Below are 19,733 nucleotides of genomic sequence, written 5' to 3'. Positions count from 1 at the left end.
CACGACTCCTTAGCTGGCCTGAGCCTGGTCCGCGGCGTGGTAGCAGCAGATCTCACGGGCCAGGGCGGACTGGGGCTCCGGCACCACGGTGATCTTCTCACCCAGGCTGGGGTAGGCGGATTCGATGGCCGGGGCCACCAGGTGTGCGCCACCGCCCACCAGGTAGATGCGGTTGGGGTTGCGGGCGAAGATCTTGGCTTCGTGGGCCACCGCTGCGCCCAACTCGGCGATCTTGTCGTCGATGCGGCTCAGCACCCAATCCACTTTGGTCAGGTCGTTGATCACCTGTTCAACGAACTCGCGGTCATGGCGGCGCTTGATCAGTTCGTTGGCCACCAGATAGCTGGCGTCACTGTCCGCAGCAGCCAGCGCCTTGCGGGCAGCATCAGTCACCATGGACACGCCAATCTCGGCATTACCGTACACCGCCGACACGTCCTCAAACTCACCCACGATCACCCCCATATCCAGGGTGGTGCCACCGCAGTCGATCACCAGAGATTTGGTGTATTCGTTGACGCCGGAATCCATCAGGGTGGTCAGCACGGCTGGCAGGCTTTCCGGCAGCACCTCCACGTCCACGATTTCGAACAGCTCACCCTTGTTCAGGCTGATCTCGCGCATCAGGTTGGCGCGCTTGCGGGCGATGTTCACCTCGTTCTTCTGGCAATCATCGGCGTTGTAGTACTCGGTGATGGGCAGGGTCACCATGATGCTCACCGGGCAGGGGGTAACCCCGGTCTGCAGCAACGCGTGATGCACAGACAGCAGGTTGAGGTCATCGTACTGGTAAGCCACGTGGGTGGTGGCCAACGCTTTGTCAGAGGTGGCGTCAAAGGTGTACTTGGTGGTGCCCACCTGGTAGTTGTACACCTTCTTGTCGCTCAGCAGCGCGGCGCTCTTCCAATCTTTGCGGAACGAGTTGGGGGAGATGATGCTGCGCATCTGGCCCCCTTCGATCCAGCTGATCTTGACGTTGGTGGAACCATCATCAATGGCAAATTTCATCTTGGCTACGGCCATCCCAAATCCCTCATTCGTGTTTGCCCAGGCCCAAAAAAGCCCACTTACGTGGGCTAATGCGACCGAGATTCGGCAAAACTGAAATCAACCGGCCCACAACGCCAGATAGAGGCCACTGATCAGCCCCACCAGCACCATCGCAGAGCGCAGAGGCGGCAGGTCGCCCACATACAATAAGGGGTGGGCCAGGCGGGTGGCAGTAAACAGCAATGCGGGCAGGGACAGGGCGTCCAATGGTGCACCGCGCAGGGAGGCCACCAGCAGACAACCGATGAAAAAAATCAGGGCCTCCCAGGCATTACTCTGGGAGGCCCTGATGCGATTACCGATGCCGGTCAGACCCGCGTCCTGGGCTCGGGGATGGTGCAGATCCAGGCCACCGAGGTGGCGCAGTTTGTAGTAGCCCCCCAGTGCCGCCAGCACATAGGGGATCAACAGCAGCACCACCAAACACCAGAGCACCAATGGCATGGCCGTCCCTCCGCTTTTGTCTCCCCCCAGTATAGGGGGCGTTCAGCAGCAGAACTCGAACGGGTCCTGATTGGCCAGTACCGCCGCGTAATCCCGGCTCAGGTGAAGACGGGAGAAACCATAGGGGCCATCCCTGCCCTCCCCCCAGTCGATGTCACGGGTCTGGTCATCGGCCTGAAGCTGGGCCCGCAATGCCACCTGAGCTGTCTCATCCAACTGATAGGGCGGATGGTTCAGCGTGCTCTGGGGAAACACCTCCCCCAGCGCGCTGTAGTGGCGGATGTGCTCTGCCACAGTCTGCGCCAACCGGCCCGACTGTATCGCCACATAGCGTTCCGCGTAGGCATCCACCATCGACGCGTTGGAGTAGAGGTAGTGGTTTTCCCCCTCACTGAGCAGGCGGACATCGCGATAGGCCGGGTCGGCCACCAGCGTTTGCCAGGCGGCTGGCACGTCCTCGACCTCCAGTTCCAGTCCAGACAGCGGCAGCAGCTGGTCCAGCGTGGCCAGACGGCCACGCTGACTCAGCAGCCGGATGAACCCCACCAGGGGGAGCAACGGGCTGTCCATGGTTTAAGCCGGCAGCAGGCCGCGGGCCTCAAGGGTGTCCGCAACGAAGCCCAGTTCGAACCGCTCCAGGGTGGCCCGGGTCGGTGCCCCGGTAGCCACATCCCAGCCAAACGCGGCATAGAACAGGTCCAGGGACTTCTGCATGTCGTCGCGATCCATCTTGATGGTGCCCTCGTCGCCAAACGCCTTGTCCGGGTCCATGTCGTAGACCCAGGGAGTCAGCACGTCGTGGTGGTTGCGCTGGTCCATCTGCTTCATCTGCAACACGGTCAGGGCCCGGTGCAGGTGCAGCACCCGCTCGGCCATGTGGTCGAGCTCCGCTTCACTGGTCTGGCGACCGGTGACCAGAGTGAACATCTGCGCCTCAATGGTGCTGTCACCGCGGTAATCGCGGTTCTTGTCCGGCGACACCACCAGCGGGAACATCCAGTTGCACAGGGTCAGCGAGTCGTGCAGCACGTTTTTCACCAGCGACCACTTGGCAAAGGCGATCTTGGCCGCGTTGATCGGGGTGTAGTGCTTCACCTTATCGAACGCCCCCTCGCCCCAGAGTTCGGCCGCGATGGTTTCGATCATCCCCTGTGGCAGACCGCAATTGACTAGGTTGATGTGTGAGTGGCACTGGGCATCGCGGTTGAACGTGGTGTTGATCAAAGCGCCGACCTGGGCAGCAGTCTCGCTGGCGTGGTGCAGCCCTCCAACCATCGACTGGTTGAAGATGTTGCAGGCCTTGTCCTTGAACAGTGAGTAGGGTTGCCCCTTGAGGTCGGCCAGGTCGTTGTCGAGGGCAAAGGTCAGGGCATTGAGCTTTTGGTGCAGCACGACCATAAAGGCCAGATCCTGCCCCAGATCGAGCCGGTAGTCCGCCTCACTGACCGGCTCAGGGCCATGCCAGAAGTCCACAACCTGGTAGAGACCACAACCGAGGAACTTGCCCAGCACCCCATTGCCGTGGGCCAGAGTGGTGTAGAAGAACTCCATAAAGTGCGCGTCCTGATCGTTCACCTGCTGCCAGGCAATCGCCTCGAACTCGGCCACCGGCAGAATCTCACGCCAGAAGTCGCGCTTATGGAACTCGCGGAATACGTGGCTCATCTGACCATAGGCACTCCAGACCCCCAGATCGTCCATCAGGTAACCGCCCACGGTCTGGATGTCAGTGCGCTTCGGCGAGTGGCCCGGTTTGCCCATGGCGTACCAGGGGTCGAGGAAGCCGAGGCAAACGTTGGTCACGTGCTCGGTGGGCAGGCCGTACTTGCTCTTCATCTTGGGGTTTTTCATCTCGCAGAAGCAGCGGATGGGGCAGGCATGACAGCCGCCGGCACGACGGAAGTGCTTGTTGGCCTCTTCACGGCCGAAGTACATCTCCGCCATGGAGGTACGCATCCCCACCTTGGCCTTGTCATCCCACGGGGTTTCCCCGATGTCCACCGGCTCATCGGCGGCGCCCCATTGAACCCCCGGGCCACCGCGCCAGCGGCTGCCGGAGGAGCTGTACTCGGCCCAGGACTGGGGCTGATTAGGCACCACACCCTGGTTGTTGGCACCGATGATGCCCAGTACATGATCGTCCAGCTGGCGCAGGGCCTCGTTGCCCGCCGCCACGCCGACACCGCCGGTGCCGATAACGCCGATCGCCTTCAGGTTTTTGGAGCCCAGCACCGCACCGTGACCACCGGCGGAGTGGCCGCCCTGAGTCTGGATGGTGGATTGGGCCACCAGATGCTCACCGGCCGGGCCAATCGCCGCCACCTGGGCTGACTGGCCCATGGTCTTGGCCACCCAGGCAAAGGTGTCGTGCATCCCCTTGCCCCAGATCGCCGCGGCGGACTCCAGCCGGACCTCATCGTCCTCAATGCGCAGCCAAACCGGCTCCGCCGCCTTGCCTTCAAACACCACCGCATCGTAACCGGCAAACTTCAGGGCCGGTGAGAAGTGGCCGCCGAAGTGGCCGTCGGTGATCAAATCACCCCGAATCACCGGGGAGCGGGAGGTGATCGTGGTGCGCCCGGTACAGATGGCACCGGAGCCGGTCAGCGGACCGGCGGAGATCACCAGTTTGTTCTCTTCGTCAGTGGCCAGGATGTCATCCACATGGCCATCCCACAGCACCTTGTAGCCGATGCCCATCCCCCCGATATAGGGGTGGTACTGACTGGTGGGTTCAACATGAATCACGCCCGTGGTGAGGTTTACGCGCAGGACTTTACCTGCCCAACCGCCTAATTGCTCAGTCATAACTGCAATCCTTTATCCGCAAAATCAAATCAGACGCAAATAGATGTCGTGGTGCTCGATCGCCGCTTCGGCATCGGCCCAGCTGTAGAAGCGCATGGCACCGGTCGGGCACATCTGGGCGCAGGCCGGTTCACCCTCACACAGGTCGCACTTCTGCGCGGTGCGGCGGCGCTTGTCGATGGTGATCACCTGCTGCGGACAGTGGTCGGCGCAATAGCCACACCCCACACAGAGGGATTCATCCACCACCCGGGCACCGGTGGTTTCATTGACGCTGATGGCCTGTTGCGGGCACACCGTCATACACACGTCACATTGGCGACAAGTTTGTGGAACAATATTCCTATTCCCCACCTGACCATGCTGATCGTGATAATTAAACTGGACGCCATGAGGACCGAAATTCATATTTCTTTCCACTTTAACCCTGGAAAGCTCAGGCCCTTGACTGCTGTCACCATGATTCCAGCAACAACCAATTTCACAGCGGCGACAACCGACACAGAGAGAGGGTCTCACCACCATCAAACCACCGGCCAAGACTTCCACCTCATCATTACTGTCGGAACTGCTTGAACAGCCGGTCAGCACGCTGATTAACGATCCGCTATAAACGGCACCGACAGTTAGCGCGGTACCATTTTTCAACACTTTCCTACGGGTAATCATTGTTAGTATCCCTTGGGTTAGCTCACAGACGGTTTTGCACACTCACCTTGTCCGCACTGCCAGTTTCTTTGAGAAATAAAAAACAAAAACCCGTCAGGATCACAAAAGAAGGTTATTTACCTTTTTAAATCGGAACCGTAGCAGTCGGTCACGCTTCCCTTTTTGATATTTTTCCTTAAAGAATTCCGATAGAAGCAATTAATTAATATTTCACTTGAACGATGTTTTTCTGTGATCCCATCGAATCCATTTATTTATTTAATTCCCCTATGCTCTGAATCGCACACACCGAAGCCGCTCCGAATAACGTTGTTCAATTTGGAACGCAATTATGAAAAACATTAACGTCCTGACTGGCCGCAGGCTGGTCACGGCGCTGTTGCCCGTTATGGCACTCGCTGGCTGTTTCAGTGATGGCAATGATGGCAGCGACGGCGACGATGGCGCCCCCGGCGGGATCCACATCCCCATCGGCGAAGCGCAGGCTGTTCGTGCCCAGATCGAATCGGTTCATATCGACGAGTCCCTTAAGGTCTCCGTCGACTTCTTCCTGCACGACGAGCGTGGCGTAGCGCTCTCCGGCCTGGAGGCACTCGATGCCGTCCACGGCCTGGGGATGGGCATCGCCAAACTCTCCGAGTTGCAGCGCCGCGACCGACCCCTTCCCGGCCACCAATCGGCCCTGGCAGACGCCACCCCGATGATGACGATCGAGCTGCAGCCGCAGTGGGTCAGCTACCTCAACCGGGTGGTGGAACCCGGCACGGTGCAAGACCCGGATTCGCTGCCGGAGGGCTGGGATAAACACCAGTCACCGCAGATCCAGGCGGGCATCGAGTCCCAGTGCGGACTCGACTGCATCGAAGTGGTGGGCAACGGCCTGTACCGCTACACCTTTACCCAGCCGCTGGATGACTACCCGGTTGTGGCAGGCATCGACACCCAATACCAGCCGGATCTGGTGCACCGGGTTTACCTCGAACTGAGCCTCGCTTCCGGCCAGGCGATGAACGACAAACTGGTGAATACGGTCTACGACTTCCTGCCCGCGGAATCCCGCGCCATTGAGCCGGACCAGGGCCGTGAGCTGATGGCCGCCAGCCAGTGCCAACGCTGCCACGGTACCGATCTGGATAACGGCGCTCTGGTGATGCACGGCAACAAACGCTTTGCCCTGGAAGGCTGCGTGATGTGCCACACCACCTACAGCGGCGACCCGGAAACCGGCGCCACCCTCGATCTGGGTGCCATGGTGCATCGCCTGCATCAGGGGGATTACCTGATGATTGGCTGGGGTGGCCACGCCATCGATTACAGTGCCCTCACCTACCCCGGTGACATGACGCAGTGTCGTCAATGTCACGTGGAGCAGGGCGAGGCGGCCACGCCTCAGGCCAGCGCCTACTTCTGGCCCCGTCAGGAAGCGTGCCTGAGCTGTCACGAGGGCGATGCCAACGCCGAGTGGGATGGCACGGCGGTGGGCCTGTTCCACCAGCGGGAGCGTTATCCAAAGGCGTGGGCAATGGGCTGTGCCGGCTGTCACCCCGACAGCAGCAACCCACAAGGGGCAGGCGTGTTCCATAACGCCCGGGCCCAGCTGGAGCACGATCTGGCCACCCTGTACGACGCCACCCTGCAGCCTGGTGTGCTCGCCAGTGCCAACGGCACCCTAAAGGTGGAGATCGACTTTGCCAGCCTGACTCAGCTGCCCACCGAGGACGTGGCGATTCAGCGCCTGTGGTTGACCGCGGCGGGCCATCTCGACGAGAGCTATCACAACGACGTGGCCAACTACCAGAATCGCAAGGTGTGGGACCTGGCCAGCGCCAGTGATGACATCCTGCTGAGTCGCGCCGGGCCGCGGCTGTCGGTCACCATCAGCGGCATCAACCCTGCCGACTGGGGGCCGCAACAGAGAGGCAGCCTGTGGCTGAAAGCGCAGATCTGCGCGGACCCGGCCACCGGCATGGCCATCGCCTGTGACAGCCCGGATAAGGTGGTGGTGGAGTTGTCTGCCCCGCCCCAGGCGTTTGCCGCTGACAGCGACGCGCTGATGGTGCGGACTGCCAAAGCGGATGAGTCGCGCTGCATCGCCTGCCATGACAATCAGTTCATGGTGCGGGTGGCGGACGCCCACAGTCGCAACAATACGCCGTCCAGCGGCGGTTGTGGTGCCTGCCATGCGCCCTCTGTAGCCACCAGCCTGACCGACGGCAGCTGCGTTGCCTGCCACACCGGCGACATGGTGACCTACATGAACGCCACGCTGAAACACGGCACCGGCCCGGCCACGGTGAAGGGGTACCGTACCCTGAACAACAGTCTGGCCTACGCCGAGTTGGTTCACAGCCTGCACGCCAATACCCGCACCGTCAGCGGCTATACCGGTGGCGAACGTGAACCGGTGGATTACACCCGTGCCGCCAGCGACTGTCGCGCCTGCCATGCGCCGGGTCAGCTCACTCTGGCCGGACTGAGTGGGCAACCGTCGTTGATTGTGGCCAAATCAGGGGCAGACCCGGCCGGTCGCGGTGAGGTCGTAGAGATCTCCCCCGTTACCGCCACCTGCGCCGCCTGCCACCTCAACCTGGCCAGCTGGCAAAACCACGCCATCGCCTTTGGGGCCGTGGTCAACCCGGATGCCATTAACGGCCCTATCTACCAGAGCGGCAGCGAGACCTGCGCCACCTGCCACGGTGAAGGGCAAAGTGCCGGAGTCGACAAACTGCACCGGCTGAAATAAGCGGGCAGAAAACAGAAAGGGCGCTCGAATGAGCGCCCTTTTTTATGGCCGAAGCGTTTACACCGTTCCTAACCCCGGCAGGGAGAACGGCGGCGCTGGCAACAGCGGATAACGGCCCAGCAGCGACTTCAGTTCCATCGCCAGCTCGGTGTCCCCCTCCATCGCCAGCCGGCGCTGGAAAAACAGGGCATCGCCATCGGCACTGCCCAGCGCCATCTGCAACAACGCCCGGGCATCACCGGACAGGCGGGCATCCACGCTGGCATCGGCCCAGTCCAGCCATAAGCGACCTTCGCTCAGGCCCAACTTGATGGGCAACGGCAACTCCCGCACCGCGATGCTGACGCTGCGGCCCTCGAGAAAATCGAGCTCGCCGTCACGCAGCGGTGCAGCCAGACGTTGGTTAAGCAGGGGCAGAAGCAAGGCCCGGATGGGACCCAAAGGGGGGCGCGGTAGCATTTTTTTGACCAAAACAGAGATAAACCGCTGGATGATAACGCCGCAATTGGATCTTGTTCCTGTTTTACATCAATAAATGATCGCGATCCCATTGCTAAGTTAGACGCCGTAGTTTTCTTATCCGCAATGGAGCCCTATTAATGGAACTGCTCGCCCCGGTGGGCAACCTGGCAGGTTTGGCCCCCGCCCTGGCACAGGGGGCCGACGCCGTGTACGTCGGCCTGAAGGACGACACCAACGCCCGTCGTTTTGCCGGCCTCAACTTTACCCCGGACGAACTGGCCCAGGCCGCAGAACAGTGCCGCCAGGCTGGTCGCAAGCTGTACGTGGCCATCAACACCTTTCCCCAGCCGGGCCAGGAACAACGCTGGCACCAGGCGGTGGACCGTGCTGCCGAAGCCGGGATCAGCGCCGTCATCATGGCCGACCCGGGCCTGCTGGCCTACGCCGCCGACCGTCACCCCGACCTGGAGCGCCACCTGTCGGTGCAGGCCAGTGCCGCCAACCTGCCAGCGTTGAAGCTGTTTCACCAACAATTCGGCATCACCCGGGCGGTGCTGCCCCGGGTGCTGGACATTGAGCAGATTGAACGGATTGCCGAAGATTCCCCGGTTGAGCTGGAAGTCTTTGCCTCCGGCTCGCTGTGCGTGATGGCGGAAGGACGGTGTCAGCTCTCCACCTGGGTCAGTGGTCACTCCCCCAACTCCGGCGGGGCCTGTTCACCGGCCTCGCTGGTCAGCTGGGTGGAAACCCCACAGGGGCGTGAGGCCCGCCTCAATGGCCGCCTGCTGGACCGGGTGCCGCCCAACCAACCCGGTGGCTACCCCACCGTGTGTAAGGGCCGTTACCAGGTGGAGGGACGCACCATGCACCCCATCTCCAGCCCCTGTTCGCTCTCCACCCTGCCGCTGCTGCCGCGATTGGCCAAGGCCGGTGTGGCGGCACTGAAGCTGGAGGGACGGCAACGCAGCGCCCACTACAGCGCCCAGATCACCGCGGTCTGGCGTCGGGCGATCGACGCGTACCGGGCCGACCCCCAGCACTACCGTACCGACCCCGCCGCCCAGGCCACCCTGCGTGCCCTGGCGGAAGGCCAGCAGCTGACCACCGGACCCTACCTGAACCCATGGCAATGATTCATACCCCGCGCCTCAGTCTGGCGCCGAACTGGTGGCCGATGGCCCGTGCCGAGCAGCACGCTTATCTCGACAGCCTGCTGGACAGCCCCTTTGAGCGCATCTATTTGGGCGAGAGCGTCTGCAGCCTGCGTGACCGACTGGCCCCGCGCACCCTGCTGACCCTCGCCGAACAGCTGCAGCAAGCCGGCAAAGAGGTGGTGCTGACCAGCCTCACCCTGCTGGGCAGCGAGCGGGATCTGGCGCTGCTGGAGAAGCTGTGCCAGCAACACCAGTTTGCCATTGAGGCCAACGAGATGGGGGCGGTGGGCGCCGCCCACGAGGCGGGTCTGCCGTTTGTGGCGGGCCAGGGCCTGAACATCTATAACCTGGCCAGTCTGGACTGGCTGCTGAGCCTGGGCATGACCGGCTACCAGCCCCCGCTGGAGATGGCTCAGCCGGTGCTCAGCACCCTGATGGCCCAAGCCGAAGCCAGCGGCAGCCGGGCCCGGTTTGAGCTGGAACTGCTCGGCTACGGCCAGCCGCCGCTGTCGGTTTCAGCGCGCTGCGCCACGGCGCGGGTGGCCGGACGTAACCGCAAGCGCTGTGACACCGTGTGTCAGGAGCGCGGCGCGCAACGGGCCGACTCTCTTGAGGGGGATCCGATGCTGCTGCTGAACGGCGTGCAGGTGCACGGTGACCGCCCCATCGACCTGCTCGACAGCCTGGCCATTCTGCGTGAACTGAAACTGGATTGGTTGCGCCTGGACCCGGGTCCGACACTGGATTGGCACTGGGCAGCCGACCTTGCGGTGGCACTGCGGGAGGGGGCGGATCGGTTCGACCCGCCGGTGGTGGGGATGCGTCAGTTCTGGCAGCGCCAACACACCACGGTGGCGCTCTCCAACGAGTAACGCCGTCTCAGCGGTTGCGGCGGGTCACCAGCACCAGCGCGTACAGCAGCCACAGGGCCACAAAGCCCAGCAACATCCAGCCCAACAGCGCTGGCCACCAGATCAGGGGTCGGTCAGCGCCGAACAGGCCGTAGGGGTAGCGGTCCATCAGCGCCAGAAGGCGGTCATCCCGGGTCAGCAACGCTATGGCGCACCCCGCCGCGGCCAGTGCCGGGATCACCCCCCAGCGGGGTGGGATTTCGGTCAGGATGGCAAAGCAGTAGAGCACCGCACAGATCGGCGTCATCACGTAGAAGGCGGTCATCGCCCAGGCGTGCACCATGCCGACGTTCACCGGGAACAGGCCACAGGCCGCCACGCTCAGCGACATCAGTACCCCGGAGAGATTGAGTGACAGCTTGATGGGACGCCGGCGGCGCAGCCAGCCCCGGGAGATAAAACTGACCACCAGGAACAGGCCACCAAAGAACAGCCCGCCATTGACCAACAGCGCCAGCGGTGAGGACTCATAACGGCCCAGCTCCGACAGCGAGTGGTTAAGGAAATTGAAGGGTTCGCCCGCCTCCCCCTCATACAACAGAGAGGCCAGCAGAGACGGCAGGACCAGCATCAGTACACCCATGGAACCCAAGCGGTTGGCAAGGCGTTCAAGGGTTTGTCCGTCGTTGGCAGGCATAGGAGGTTGTTTCGCTTTTGTCGATGACACCGCCCCAGCATACTCGAATCTGCCGAAGGAAAAAACGCAGCCAATGGCTGCGTTTTTCGTTCTCCGATCCGGCTCTCAGTGGATCATTGGAATCGGCTCTCCAGCGTCACCACTTCCACCTGCTTCAGTTTCAGCGGCAGCGCCTCGATACGGGCATCCTCCGCCAGCACTTCAGGCGCCATCTCGGCGTTATAACGCATCGGGGAAGGTTGCTCCTGACGCAGGCGTTGTGCCATCTCTTCCGCTTGTGGGCTGACAAACACAAACTGCATGTCCGCCAGCTTCAGTTGCTCGCGGATCACCCGGTTCACCTGCTCCAGAGTCAGCGCCTCCAGACCCTTGCGCACCTCGCTGACAAAGGTGTCAGTGCCGTAGAACGCGCTGTCGAGGCCGTAGCCCAGCAGGCGGTCCTGGCTCGCCACCAACTGCGGCACGGCATTGGTCAGGAAGTTGCGGGTGGCTTCAAAAGCGCTGTCGCTCATGCCGTTCTCCACCAGCTGCTCCAGCTCGTACATCGCGACCCGAGTGGCAAAGTGGGCATCCTGATTATCCCGCAGCGGGCGCAACCACACCTGGAAGATCTGGCTGGACCGGCCCAGGTTGGCGTCCGGCTTGGTCTGGTACATGCCCCGGGGGAAGTACTCAATGTAAGCGTAGTCGCCGTAGTTCATCCCCCGCAGTTCGCGGATACGCTGATACAGGAAGCTGTTGGCGGAACGGTGCTCACCCAGGTAGCTGCGCACCAGGTAGAGCGCCACCCAGTCCGGGTCCGCCCGATTCAGGCTGATGGGGAAACCAAAGCTGACGGCGGTCGCCTTGGTCTGCGGCTTATTGATCACCAGCGCATGGCGGCCGGCTGGCAGGGTCGGCTCGGCAATGGCCGGTTGTGCGACTCCGCTCGCCGGCAATGCGGACAGGTCTGCCTGCAGTCGCGCCAACTGGCCGTCGGACAGATCACCGGCCACCCCCAGTGTCAGGTTCTGCTGGGTGAAGTGGTTGCGGTAGAACGCCTGCAGCTGCGGTACGGTGATCGCTTCGACGTGGCTGACCCGGCCCAGATTGAGGCTCTGGTAGGGGTGGTTCTGGTAGATCTGCTGATACAGCGCCTCTTTGCCCAGCTCCTCATCGTTAGCGGCCTTCAGCCCGGACTCGATGCTGTTGACCAGTTCGGTGCGCAGACGACTCACGTCCTCTTCGCGCCAGCCGGGGCTCAGAACCCGCTCGATAAACAGCGGATACCAGGCGTCGAAGTTGTCCTTATGCACCCGCCCCCGGATGCTGACCATCTCCTTGTCCACCTGCACACTGAGGCTGGCCCCCAGCGGGTAATTGGCCTGCTCCAGATCGCGGTAGCTGCGCTGGCTTGAACCGGCGTTCACCAGCATCTGGGCGGTGAACTGAGCCAGCCCTTTGGCGTCAGCCGGGTCCCAGGCGGCGCCGGTGTTAAACAACAGGTTCAGGTCGATCAGCGGCGAAGCGGAACGTTGGTCCACCAGCGCGAACTGCGGCTCAGTCGGGGCCGTCAGGGCCGCCACCCGCTGCTCAAGCCCCAGTGGGGTGTCAAAACCGGCGACGGCGTCCCCCTCTGCCAGGGTCAGCCCGGTGCTGCCGGATTCCACAAAGTAACGGTTGGCCACCGCCTGAATGTCCGCAGGAGTCACCTGATCCAGCTGGGCGTAGTAGCGGTTGAGGGTTTCCACGTCACGGTCAAAGTGCAGGAAGGTGGCCAGCACATCAGCAATGCTCTTAGAGCTGTCGAGACCACTGGCAAAGCGGTATTTCAGGTGGCTTTTCAGTTGGGCCAGGTCACGTTCGGACATCGGTTCAGTGCGGATCTGCGCCAGGGTGTCCATCAGCGCCTCACGCACCGCCAGCAGCGCTTCGCCATCGGCGGAGCGGAAGAACAGCATCAGCTGGCTAGGGTCTTTGCGGGGCGGGAAGTAGTGGAACATCTGGTTGGCCAGCTGCTCATTCACCACCAGTTGCTGATACAGACTGGAGTTGGCACCAAAGAAGTGCTCTCCCAGCAGCTGCGCCGCAGCAAAATCCTTATTGCTGTCACTGAACGCCGGGCCATGAAAGCCGATGGCGTACCAGCTCTGTCCACCTGCGGATTCGTTCAGGTGGTCGTATTTGGCCACCGTCTGACGCGGCTCCGCCGGCACCTCCACGCTGAAGTCGCCACGGGCCCAGTCGCCCCAGTACTGCTGCACCCAACGCTCAGCGTCGGCGGGGTCAAAGTCGCCCACCAGGGTCAGGGTGACGTACTCCGGCTTGTAGTAACGAGCAAAGAACAGGCTGGCGTAGTCGAGCTGCTCCGGCATCTTCTCGATGTCTTCGAAAAAGCCCATGGTGCTGTGACGGTAGGTGTGGGTGGTATAAGCCCGCTCACGCAGTCCGGCAAACAGCTTATTCACAGGGCTGGCGAAGTTTTTCAGGTATTCGCCCTTTACCGTCAGTGCCTCGGTGCGGAAGGTGGTTTCGTCGTACTGGAGGTTCTGGAAGCGGTCCGCTTCCAGACGCAGCATGGTTTCCAGATGGTCTTTGGCAAACACCTGATGGTAGTTGGTGTAGTCGTCGGTGGTGTAGGCGCGGTTATCCACACCACGCTCCTTCAGCATCGACTGGTACACCGCCTGTGGGTGGGTTTCGGTGCCCTTGAACATCATGTGCTCGAAGAAATGGGCAAAACCGGTTTTGCCCGGCTCCACTTCGTTACGGGACCCGGTGCCAACGGTCATCTCCATCGCCACCACATCCGGGTAATCGGTGGGCACCAGCACCACTTTGAGGCCGTTATCCAGGGTCAACTGGCGGTAGTCGAGGGTAAAGAGTTTGGCGGACTCGGTGCGATCCGCCGGTGGGGTCGCATCAGTCGAGCCGCAACCCGCCAGGGCCAACACCACGGCGCAGGCCGCCGCCAGGGGGCGAAAGATAACCATCAGTAGCGCTCCTTGCTGAGTAAAGCAGAATAAATTTCAGACACTTACAATTTTCGGCTCAAGATTTTCACATAATCTTCCGTTAAAATGGATAAATCTCACAATTCCCGCCGTTACAGGATGTAAATCACATGACACGGAGCCGTCATTGTCTTGACCAGGAAGTGGCCATTGGTGCCGACGATGAATTAGTGTCCACCACCGATACCCGAGGGATCATCACCTACGCCAACGCCGACTTTATCCGCATCAGCGGCTTTGATGAGGCGGAGCTGATTGGCCATAACCACAACCTGGTTCGGCACCCGGATATGCCTGCCGCAGCCTTTGCGGATCTGTGGCAACACCTGAAAGCGGGCAATAGCTGGCGCGGGGTCGTTAAGAACCGTTGCAAAGATGGCCGCTACTACTGGGTGGATGCCTTCGTCACCCCCATTTTTGAACGCGGCGCCATCGTCGGTTACCAGTCGGTACGGCGCCAGCCCAGCGCCGAGATGGTGCAACGGGCCAGTCGACTCTACCATCGCCTCAACAGCAACAAAGCCCTGCCCCGGGAGTGGCCACTGCGCCGTAAGCAGGGGGTTGCCGCCCTGCTGGCCGGGGCGATGGCGGTCCTGACTGCCTGGCAGTTTGGCCCTATGGTGCTGCTGCCCGCAGCCATCAGCTTCGCGCTGTTGGTGTGGCTGTTCTGGGACGAAGCGGTGACAGTGCCCAGCCTGCTGGCAGACCTGCAGAAGGAGTACGACAGCGTCAGTCGCTGGGTCTACGAGGGCACCGGCAGCAGTGCCGTAGCCCGCTTCCAGCTGGGGATGGCCAAGGCCAAGATGCAGGGGGTACTGGGCCGCACCGCAGACGCCGGACGTCGACTGGATGGCTCCGCCCAAGAGCTGGTGACCATCGCCCACCAGGCCCGTGCCGGCATCGACGATGAACGCCAGCGCCTGGCCCAAATCGCCACCGCGGTGGAGGAGATGAACGTCACCATTGGCGAGATCGCCAACCACGCCGAAGCCAACTCCCAACAGGTGTCGCAGACGCACCAGATATGCCAGAAGACCCGCAGCGCCATGCTGACCAGCTCTGAGCGCATTGATGATCTGGCCCGCAGCGTGGACCAGGCCGCCAATCGCGCCGGCACCCTGCACGGAGAGGCGGAGAAGGTATCCGCCGCCATGCAGGAGATCGACGGCATCGCCGAGCAGACCAACCTGCTGGCCCTTAATGCCGCCATCGAAGCCGCCCGTGCCGGTGAGCAGGGACGTGGCTTTGCCGTCGTGGCCGACGAGGTACGGGCGCTGTCCAGCCGCACCCAGCAAGCCACCACCGCCATCCAGACCAGCGTGCAGGAGATGAACCAAGTGCTGGCCCAATGGGTTGAACAGATGGAACAAAACCGCGCCCAGGCGGACGATTGCGCCGCCCACGCCCGAGACAGTGCAGCGCAGGTGGACACCATCAACCAACAGGTGCAGCAGGTGGAACAGATGGCCGCAGAAACCGCAACCGCCGCGTCTCAGCAGCGTATGGCCGCCACCGAGATTGCGGAAAACCTGGAGTCGATCCATCAGCTGACTCAGCAGGTCCTGCAGCAATCGGAACAGGTAGAGCACACCGCCGAGCAGGTCAAAAGCGAGGTGGAAGGGATCAGCGAGCTGGGTCGCACCTTCGGCTGAGCCATCGGGACAAACCGATAACCGCGCTCAGGCGGGAAAAATAAAAGGGGAGCCTAAGCTCCCCTTTTCGATAAGACGGCCAGTCCGCCTTACTGGCGTGCCACGCTGGCATCCACCGCCAGCAGTTGCTCCAGCAGGGCCCGCTCCTCTTTGCTCATCGCTTTGCTGATGGCACGCAGATTGTTCTGGTAGGTTTTCAGCACATTGCCATCGTTGGCGATGGCAAGGTCCAACTGGGCTTCGTATTTGCTCAGCATCGCCTGGGTCTGGCGCAGGTTCGCCATGCTCTCGTTATGCTGGGCCCAGACGGTGTAGATCACCGCCAGACCGGCCACCAGAGTGGTCAGGTCGCTGACCGAAAACCAGCGCATTTTGTGTTGTTCTGCCATCATCTCAGTCCTGTCATCTGAAGTTTTAATTTAATGCGTTCCGCCTGCTGATACACCGCATGAGCGGCCTGGTCCTGCTGCGCGGTCAGGTAGCTCACCGCACCAATCACCAGGGCAGCCACCACGACCTTAAGCAGCAGCGGCGCCATCGCGCCACGCACCGATTGCCAGCGTGAGGCGGTTGGGGTCTGGGTCAAAACAACGCTCCTCGACATTCAAACTTGTTCTGGCCAGCGATCGCCTGGCCGGTAGTGAGCTGGGCGATGTTGGCCATCCCCAGCTTGGGCAACTGGTAACAGTCATACAGGTCGCCGCGGTTGCGCTGCACCAGAATCAGGTTGTTGTGCCCATTGGCATAGGCCTTGTGAACCCGCTTAAGCTGCGGACTGTTGCTGGTTTGCATCACCTGCAGGGTGCGCCGCTCCAGCGCTTCGCGCAGCGAGGTTTTGCCGATGTCGCGAAGATCCAGCCACCCCTCAGGGCTCTGGAAGCTGTTGATCACCAGGTAGGCGTCGCGCAACGGGTCCGGACGGTAGATCCAGCGCTGGTCGAACAGGAAACCGATCTCCTTTGACGCCAGCACATTAGGGATGCTGACCTGGCTCAACCGGCCCTCATCGTCGTAATTAAGACCGGCGTAAAAACCGATGCGCTCATCCGCTTTCACCACCGCCAGATTGAAGTCATACGGGGCCTCGGCACCGCGCTCCATATCCCGCTTCAGCAGCAACAGCTGGCTCAGTCCCTGATAGGCCAGTTCATCGAACCGATCGATGGCCTGATAGCCCTGCCACAGTGCCGGTGGCATCCCCGCTTCGCTGAACAGTCTGCCGACCTGCGCCAGATCCGGTCGGCCCATCAGGTTAAACAAGCCGCGCTCGGCATCGATGATGCCCCCCAACAGGGTGGCCACCGCCAGATCCGTCGGTGCAAGCGCCACCGTCTGCTGGCCAAACTCCTTCATGGCGTTGGCATAGCTGTTGGGGCTGGTGGCGACCCGCACAATGCCCAGTCCGGCCAGCGCCACCAACACCACGGCATAGCCCATGCCCAGGTAACGGGACCGTCGGTGCAACACGCTGCCAAAACGCCCCAGCAACAGCAGCATGGCGCTGAAGGAGGCCACAATGGCCACCGGCGGGATGTAGGAGAGACGCACCGCGTCGACCCCGAGGTCGTAGAGGATACCGCCGGGCGAGAACGCCGCTTCCGCCGCTGCATCGGTCAGCATGCGGACAAAGTTGGCGTTGTCCTGGTTGTCAGACCAACGGTCATACAGGGCGTCAAAGCTCAGGCTGCGGCGGTAACCACTGAAGTAGTGCTCGCCCAGCAGCTGCCGGTGCATCGCATCCACTTCCCGGGCGCGGGCGTATTCAGCCTTATCCATGGTGCGGTCAACAAACTTAAACTCACTCTGCTGCTGGTACGCCAGCCAGACTTGGTCGATCTGCTGCTGAGCACGAGCCTGTAGTGCACGCTTAATCGCCTGGAAATCGGTGCGCTGCCAGCTGTCCGGCACCGCAAACCCCTGCGACCGCACATACTCAACCACCCGTTTCTGCATCGCTGGTTCAGCGACAAACTCCGCCTGTTCCAGATCGTCATCGAAGGGGAAGCGCTGCTCCAGATAGCGCTCGCGGGCCTGCTGGAACTTCACCTGCAAGTGGATTTCGCGGCCGAATACGTAGGTGGTGACAAACCACTTCTCGTCTTCCGCCAGATCGATCTCATCCATGCCCTGGAAGCCCTGAGCCCGGGCCTGCAACATAAACTGGTGCCAGTCGGCGTTGATCTGCGCCTTACACTGTCGGTCGCACCGGCTCGATTTGAACTGGGGCGTGCGCTCGCGGAAATAGGGCAGGAAGGCCGCGGTCAGCGGTTTGCTGAACTCATCCACCTCATCAAAGGCGGTCTGGTACAGCAGCCACTCGGAGGCCAGCTGCTGGTCAATGCCCTTTTGCAACCGGGCAAAGGTTTGCTCCATCACCCCAGGCGCCGTCAGTTGCTGGCGCAGCGCTCTGGCCTTGGCCTTGGCATCGCTGTAGCGGGCCCATTCTGCGTCGTAGCGCTGCCAGGCGCGTTGGTAGGTGGGGAAGATCTGGTCGCGGAAGTGGCCACGCTGGTCGCGCTCCATCATCGCCACCACCATCGCTTCGGTCTGGGCCTCAATGGTGCTGTCCACGGCGCTGGACACCAACGCCAGCGAGGGCAGCATCGCCACCAGCAGATCCCGCTGGGCCTCATCGGCCACAATGCGGTTCAGGCTCTCGGCGCCGTCAAACTTCAGCAGCTGGCGATCCAGCGCTTCACGGAACAGCAGGGAGCGCACCGAGGCCAGCTTCTGCTGCGGCGTGGTACTGACCACCAGCTGCTCCACCGCCAGTTTTAGGCTGGGCACACTGACCAGCCACAACAGTACAAAGAGCACGGCTCGGGCTGCACCCCGGCCCCGCGGCAAACGGGCCAGGAATCGATTGGGCAGCCAGGAGGCGATACCCAGCGCCAGGCCAAACCCGCTGATCAGGCGACCCACCAGCTCCACCTGCTCCACCAGGCCGTGGTGGTGCTCCACCAGCGCCCCAAGGTCAGTGGAATAGAGGCTGACCAGACTGACATTCAGGATCACCTCTGCGCCGAGGTAGAGCCCCAGGCCACACAGGGCCAGCAGCAGCGCCAGCACCGTCAGCAATGTGGAGCCACGCTTAGTCATTGCTGCTCTCTCCGCCGATCACCACAATCAGCCCCTGATCATCCCGCTGGCTGGTGGCCCGGCCTTTGCCGCACACGTCGGCGCCCAGCTCACCGCTTTTGCAGCGATCCTGCAGCACCGCCAGCTTGCCCCAGAAGGTCAGATAGCGACCTTTGGCCACCAGCGCCGCCTGGCGAAACAGCTGGTTGAAGTCTGCGTCCTGGGGCAGCATCGCCACCAGATCCGACAGCCGGTAACCGCGGCCCGGCTGAAAAGGCACCGTGGCGCTGGCGATAAATACCGAATCCTGCTGGCTTTGGCAGGCGGCCAGCGGGTTGCCGTCCAGGGCCAGAAGCGCCGCGCCGGAATGCGCCTGAAACAGGTGCTCAATCCTGGCACCAGCCGGTTCTGGCCGACGCAGCGGGGGCGCGCGCTTCACCCAGACCCGTTCTTGTCCCAATGCACTGCCCGCCTTTTGCCACTGCTGGTATTGCGCGTCGCTGAGCACCAGAGACACCGGCTGGCCGGAGAGGGCCGACAGGGCCGGCGCCGCCAGCGGCGTCCGGGCATCATCACTGAGATCGAGATAAACCGTCATGGCGGTAGCAGGCAGGGAGGTCAGCGGCTGCCACTGCCCAATGCTGTCCCGATAACGCACGCCACTGGCCTGCAGCCGGACCGGCAACAGATACCCGGCATAGAGGGGATCCTGAGCGGCACCAATCTCAGCGGGTGAGCTGACCCGCTTCAGCAAACCGTTACGACAGCTGGAATCCGGATAGGGGGCCACATCACCGTCCACGGTCAGATAGAGATGGCGTTCGTTCAAGGCACGCTGCAGCGTCGCATTGGCCTCGCTGAGGTCGGCATTACCCGGTGCGGAGACCGTGGTGGAGATGGTCGGCGCCACGTAGGCTTTCGGGGGGGCTGAGGTGCAGGCTGCCAGCGACATCATTGTCGCCGTGATCACCGCACTGCGAAGGGCTCTCATCAGCAGTACTATCCTTAATCAATCGCCGGCGCAGGCGCTGCCGGGCGCCGCATTCAATCACTTATTCCCCGCATTTACAATCCGTTAAGCCGCGTAAGCGACCCTTTCGCCTACGCCGTGCACAGGCACAAAAAAGGGACG

The 19,733-nt window shown here is 62.1% G+C and carries 16 protein-coding genes; 4 read left to right on the top strand and 12 right to left on the bottom strand.

The window, feature by feature from the left end; translation table 11 throughout:
- Positions 1–9 precede the first annotated feature (9 nt).
- The 5 genes from parM to FBAL_RS20710 form a co-directional block, all read right to left on the bottom strand.
- Positions 10–1,023, bottom strand: coding sequence for a plasmid segregation protein ParM domain-containing protein (gene parM, locus FBAL_RS04810; RefSeq protein WP_013344442.1), 1,014 nt, complete (start codon positions 1,021–1,023; stop codon positions 10–12).
- Positions 1,024–1,107: 84 nt separating this feature from the next.
- Positions 1,108–1,494 (bottom strand): MAPEG family protein, encoded by a 387-nt coding sequence (locus FBAL_RS04805; protein WP_013344441.1) that lies wholly within the window; start codon positions 1,492–1,494, stop codon positions 1,108–1,110.
- Between the two features lie 42 nt (positions 1,495–1,536).
- Positions 1,537–2,064: a hypothetical protein gene (locus FBAL_RS04800; protein WP_013344440.1), complete on the bottom strand. Its 528-nt coding sequence runs from the start codon at positions 2,062–2,064 to the stop codon at positions 1,537–1,539.
- Positions 2,065–2,067: 3 nt separating this feature from the next.
- The gene (locus FBAL_RS04795; RefSeq protein WP_013344439.1) at positions 2,068–4,302 is read right to left on the bottom strand and encodes an aldehyde ferredoxin oxidoreductase; all 2,235 of its coding nucleotides are present in this window, start codon (positions 4,300–4,302) and stop codon (positions 2,068–2,070) included.
- Positions 4,303–4,326: 24 nt separating this feature from the next.
- On the bottom strand, positions 4,327–4,710 hold the full coding sequence (locus FBAL_RS20710; RefSeq protein ID WP_325167050.1) for a 4Fe-4S dicluster domain-containing protein: 384 nt from the start codon (positions 4,708–4,710) through the stop codon (positions 4,327–4,329).
- A 592-nt stretch (positions 4,711–5,302) separates the two neighbouring features.
- Between FBAL_RS20710 and FBAL_RS04785 the strand changes: the two genes are divergently transcribed.
- Positions 5,303–7,714, top strand: a complete 2,412-nt coding sequence (locus FBAL_RS04785) for an OmcA/MtrC family decaheme c-type cytochrome (protein WP_013344437.1) — start codon at positions 5,303–5,305, stop codon at positions 7,712–7,714.
- 57 nt (positions 7,715–7,771) lie between these two features.
- Here FBAL_RS04785 and ubiT read toward each other — a convergent pair whose 3' ends face one another.
- Complete coding sequence (gene ubiT / locus FBAL_RS04780) at positions 7,772–8,173, bottom strand: ubiquinone anaerobic biosynthesis accessory factor UbiT (protein WP_013344436.1); 402 nt, start codon at positions 8,171–8,173, stop codon at positions 7,772–7,774.
- 140 nt (positions 8,174–8,313) lie between these two features.
- Here ubiT and ubiU point away from each other — a divergent pair, with 140 nt between their 5' ends.
- Both ubiU and FBAL_RS04770 read left to right on the top strand, forming a co-directional pair.
- Positions 8,314–9,309 carry a ubiquinone anaerobic biosynthesis protein UbiU gene (ubiU, locus tag FBAL_RS04775; RefSeq protein WP_013344435.1) on the top strand — a complete coding sequence of 332 codons (996 nt, stop codon included), beginning with the start codon at positions 8,314–8,316 and terminating at the stop codon, positions 9,307–9,309.
- A complete protein-coding gene (locus tag FBAL_RS04770) occupies positions 9,300–10,202 on the top strand; it encodes a U32 family peptidase (RefSeq protein WP_148226703.1) in 903 nt (300 codons plus the stop codon). The genes ubiU and FBAL_RS04770 overlap by 10 nt, the downstream gene beginning before the upstream one ends.
- A gap of 7 nt (positions 10,203–10,209) precedes the next feature.
- On the opposite strand, the gene FBAL_RS19495 is transcribed toward FBAL_RS04770, so the two are convergent.
- Positions 10,210–10,878 carry a hypothetical protein gene (locus FBAL_RS19495; protein ID WP_013344433.1) on the bottom strand — a complete coding sequence of 223 codons (669 nt, stop codon included), beginning with the start codon at positions 10,876–10,878 and terminating at the stop codon, positions 10,210–10,212.
- 113 nt (positions 10,879–10,991) lie between these two features.
- Complete coding sequence (locus FBAL_RS04760) at positions 10,992–13,850, bottom strand: M16 family metallopeptidase (protein ID WP_013344432.1); 2,859 nt, start codon at positions 13,848–13,850, stop codon at positions 10,992–10,994.
- 131 nt (positions 13,851–13,981) lie between these two features.
- Here FBAL_RS04760 and FBAL_RS04755 point away from each other — a divergent pair, with 131 nt between their 5' ends.
- Positions 13,982–15,523, top strand: a complete 1,542-nt coding sequence (locus FBAL_RS04755; RefSeq protein ID WP_013344431.1) for a methyl-accepting chemotaxis protein — start codon at positions 13,982–13,984, stop codon at positions 15,521–15,523.
- Positions 15,524–15,612: 89 nt separating this feature from the next.
- On the opposite strand, the gene FBAL_RS04750 is transcribed toward FBAL_RS04755, so the two are convergent.
- The 4 genes from FBAL_RS04750 to FBAL_RS04735 are packed head-to-tail and all read right to left on the bottom strand — an operon-like array spanning position 15,613 to position 19,592.
- The gene (locus tag FBAL_RS04750; protein ID WP_013344430.1) at positions 15,613–15,915 is read right to left on the bottom strand and encodes a hypothetical protein; all 303 of its coding nucleotides are present in this window, start codon (positions 15,913–15,915) and stop codon (positions 15,613–15,615) included.
- The gene (locus FBAL_RS04745; protein ID WP_013344429.1) at positions 15,912–16,109 is read right to left on the bottom strand and encodes a hypothetical protein; all 198 of its coding nucleotides are present in this window, start codon (positions 16,107–16,109) and stop codon (positions 15,912–15,914) included. Before FBAL_RS04745 ends, FBAL_RS04750 begins: the two co-directional genes overlap by 4 nt.
- On the bottom strand, positions 16,106–18,622 hold the full coding sequence (locus FBAL_RS04740) for a hypothetical protein (protein WP_013344428.1): 2,517 nt from the start codon (positions 18,620–18,622) through the stop codon (positions 16,106–16,108). The genes FBAL_RS04745 and FBAL_RS04740 overlap by 4 nt, the downstream gene beginning before the upstream one ends.
- Entirely contained in the window at positions 18,615–19,592 is a 978-nt protein-coding gene (locus FBAL_RS04735) for a hypothetical protein (RefSeq protein ID WP_013344427.1), read from the bottom strand. The genes FBAL_RS04740 and FBAL_RS04735 overlap by 8 nt, the downstream gene beginning before the upstream one ends.
- Positions 19,593–19,733 lie beyond the last annotated feature (141 nt).

The sequence above is a fragment of the Ferrimonas balearica DSM 9799 genome (assembly GCF_000148645.1).
Classification (GTDB): Bacteria; Pseudomonadota; Gammaproteobacteria; order Enterobacterales; family Shewanellaceae; genus Ferrimonas; species Ferrimonas balearica.
Note: the sequence above shows the minus strand (reverse complement) of the source record. Positions and strands in the feature narration are given on the sequence as shown.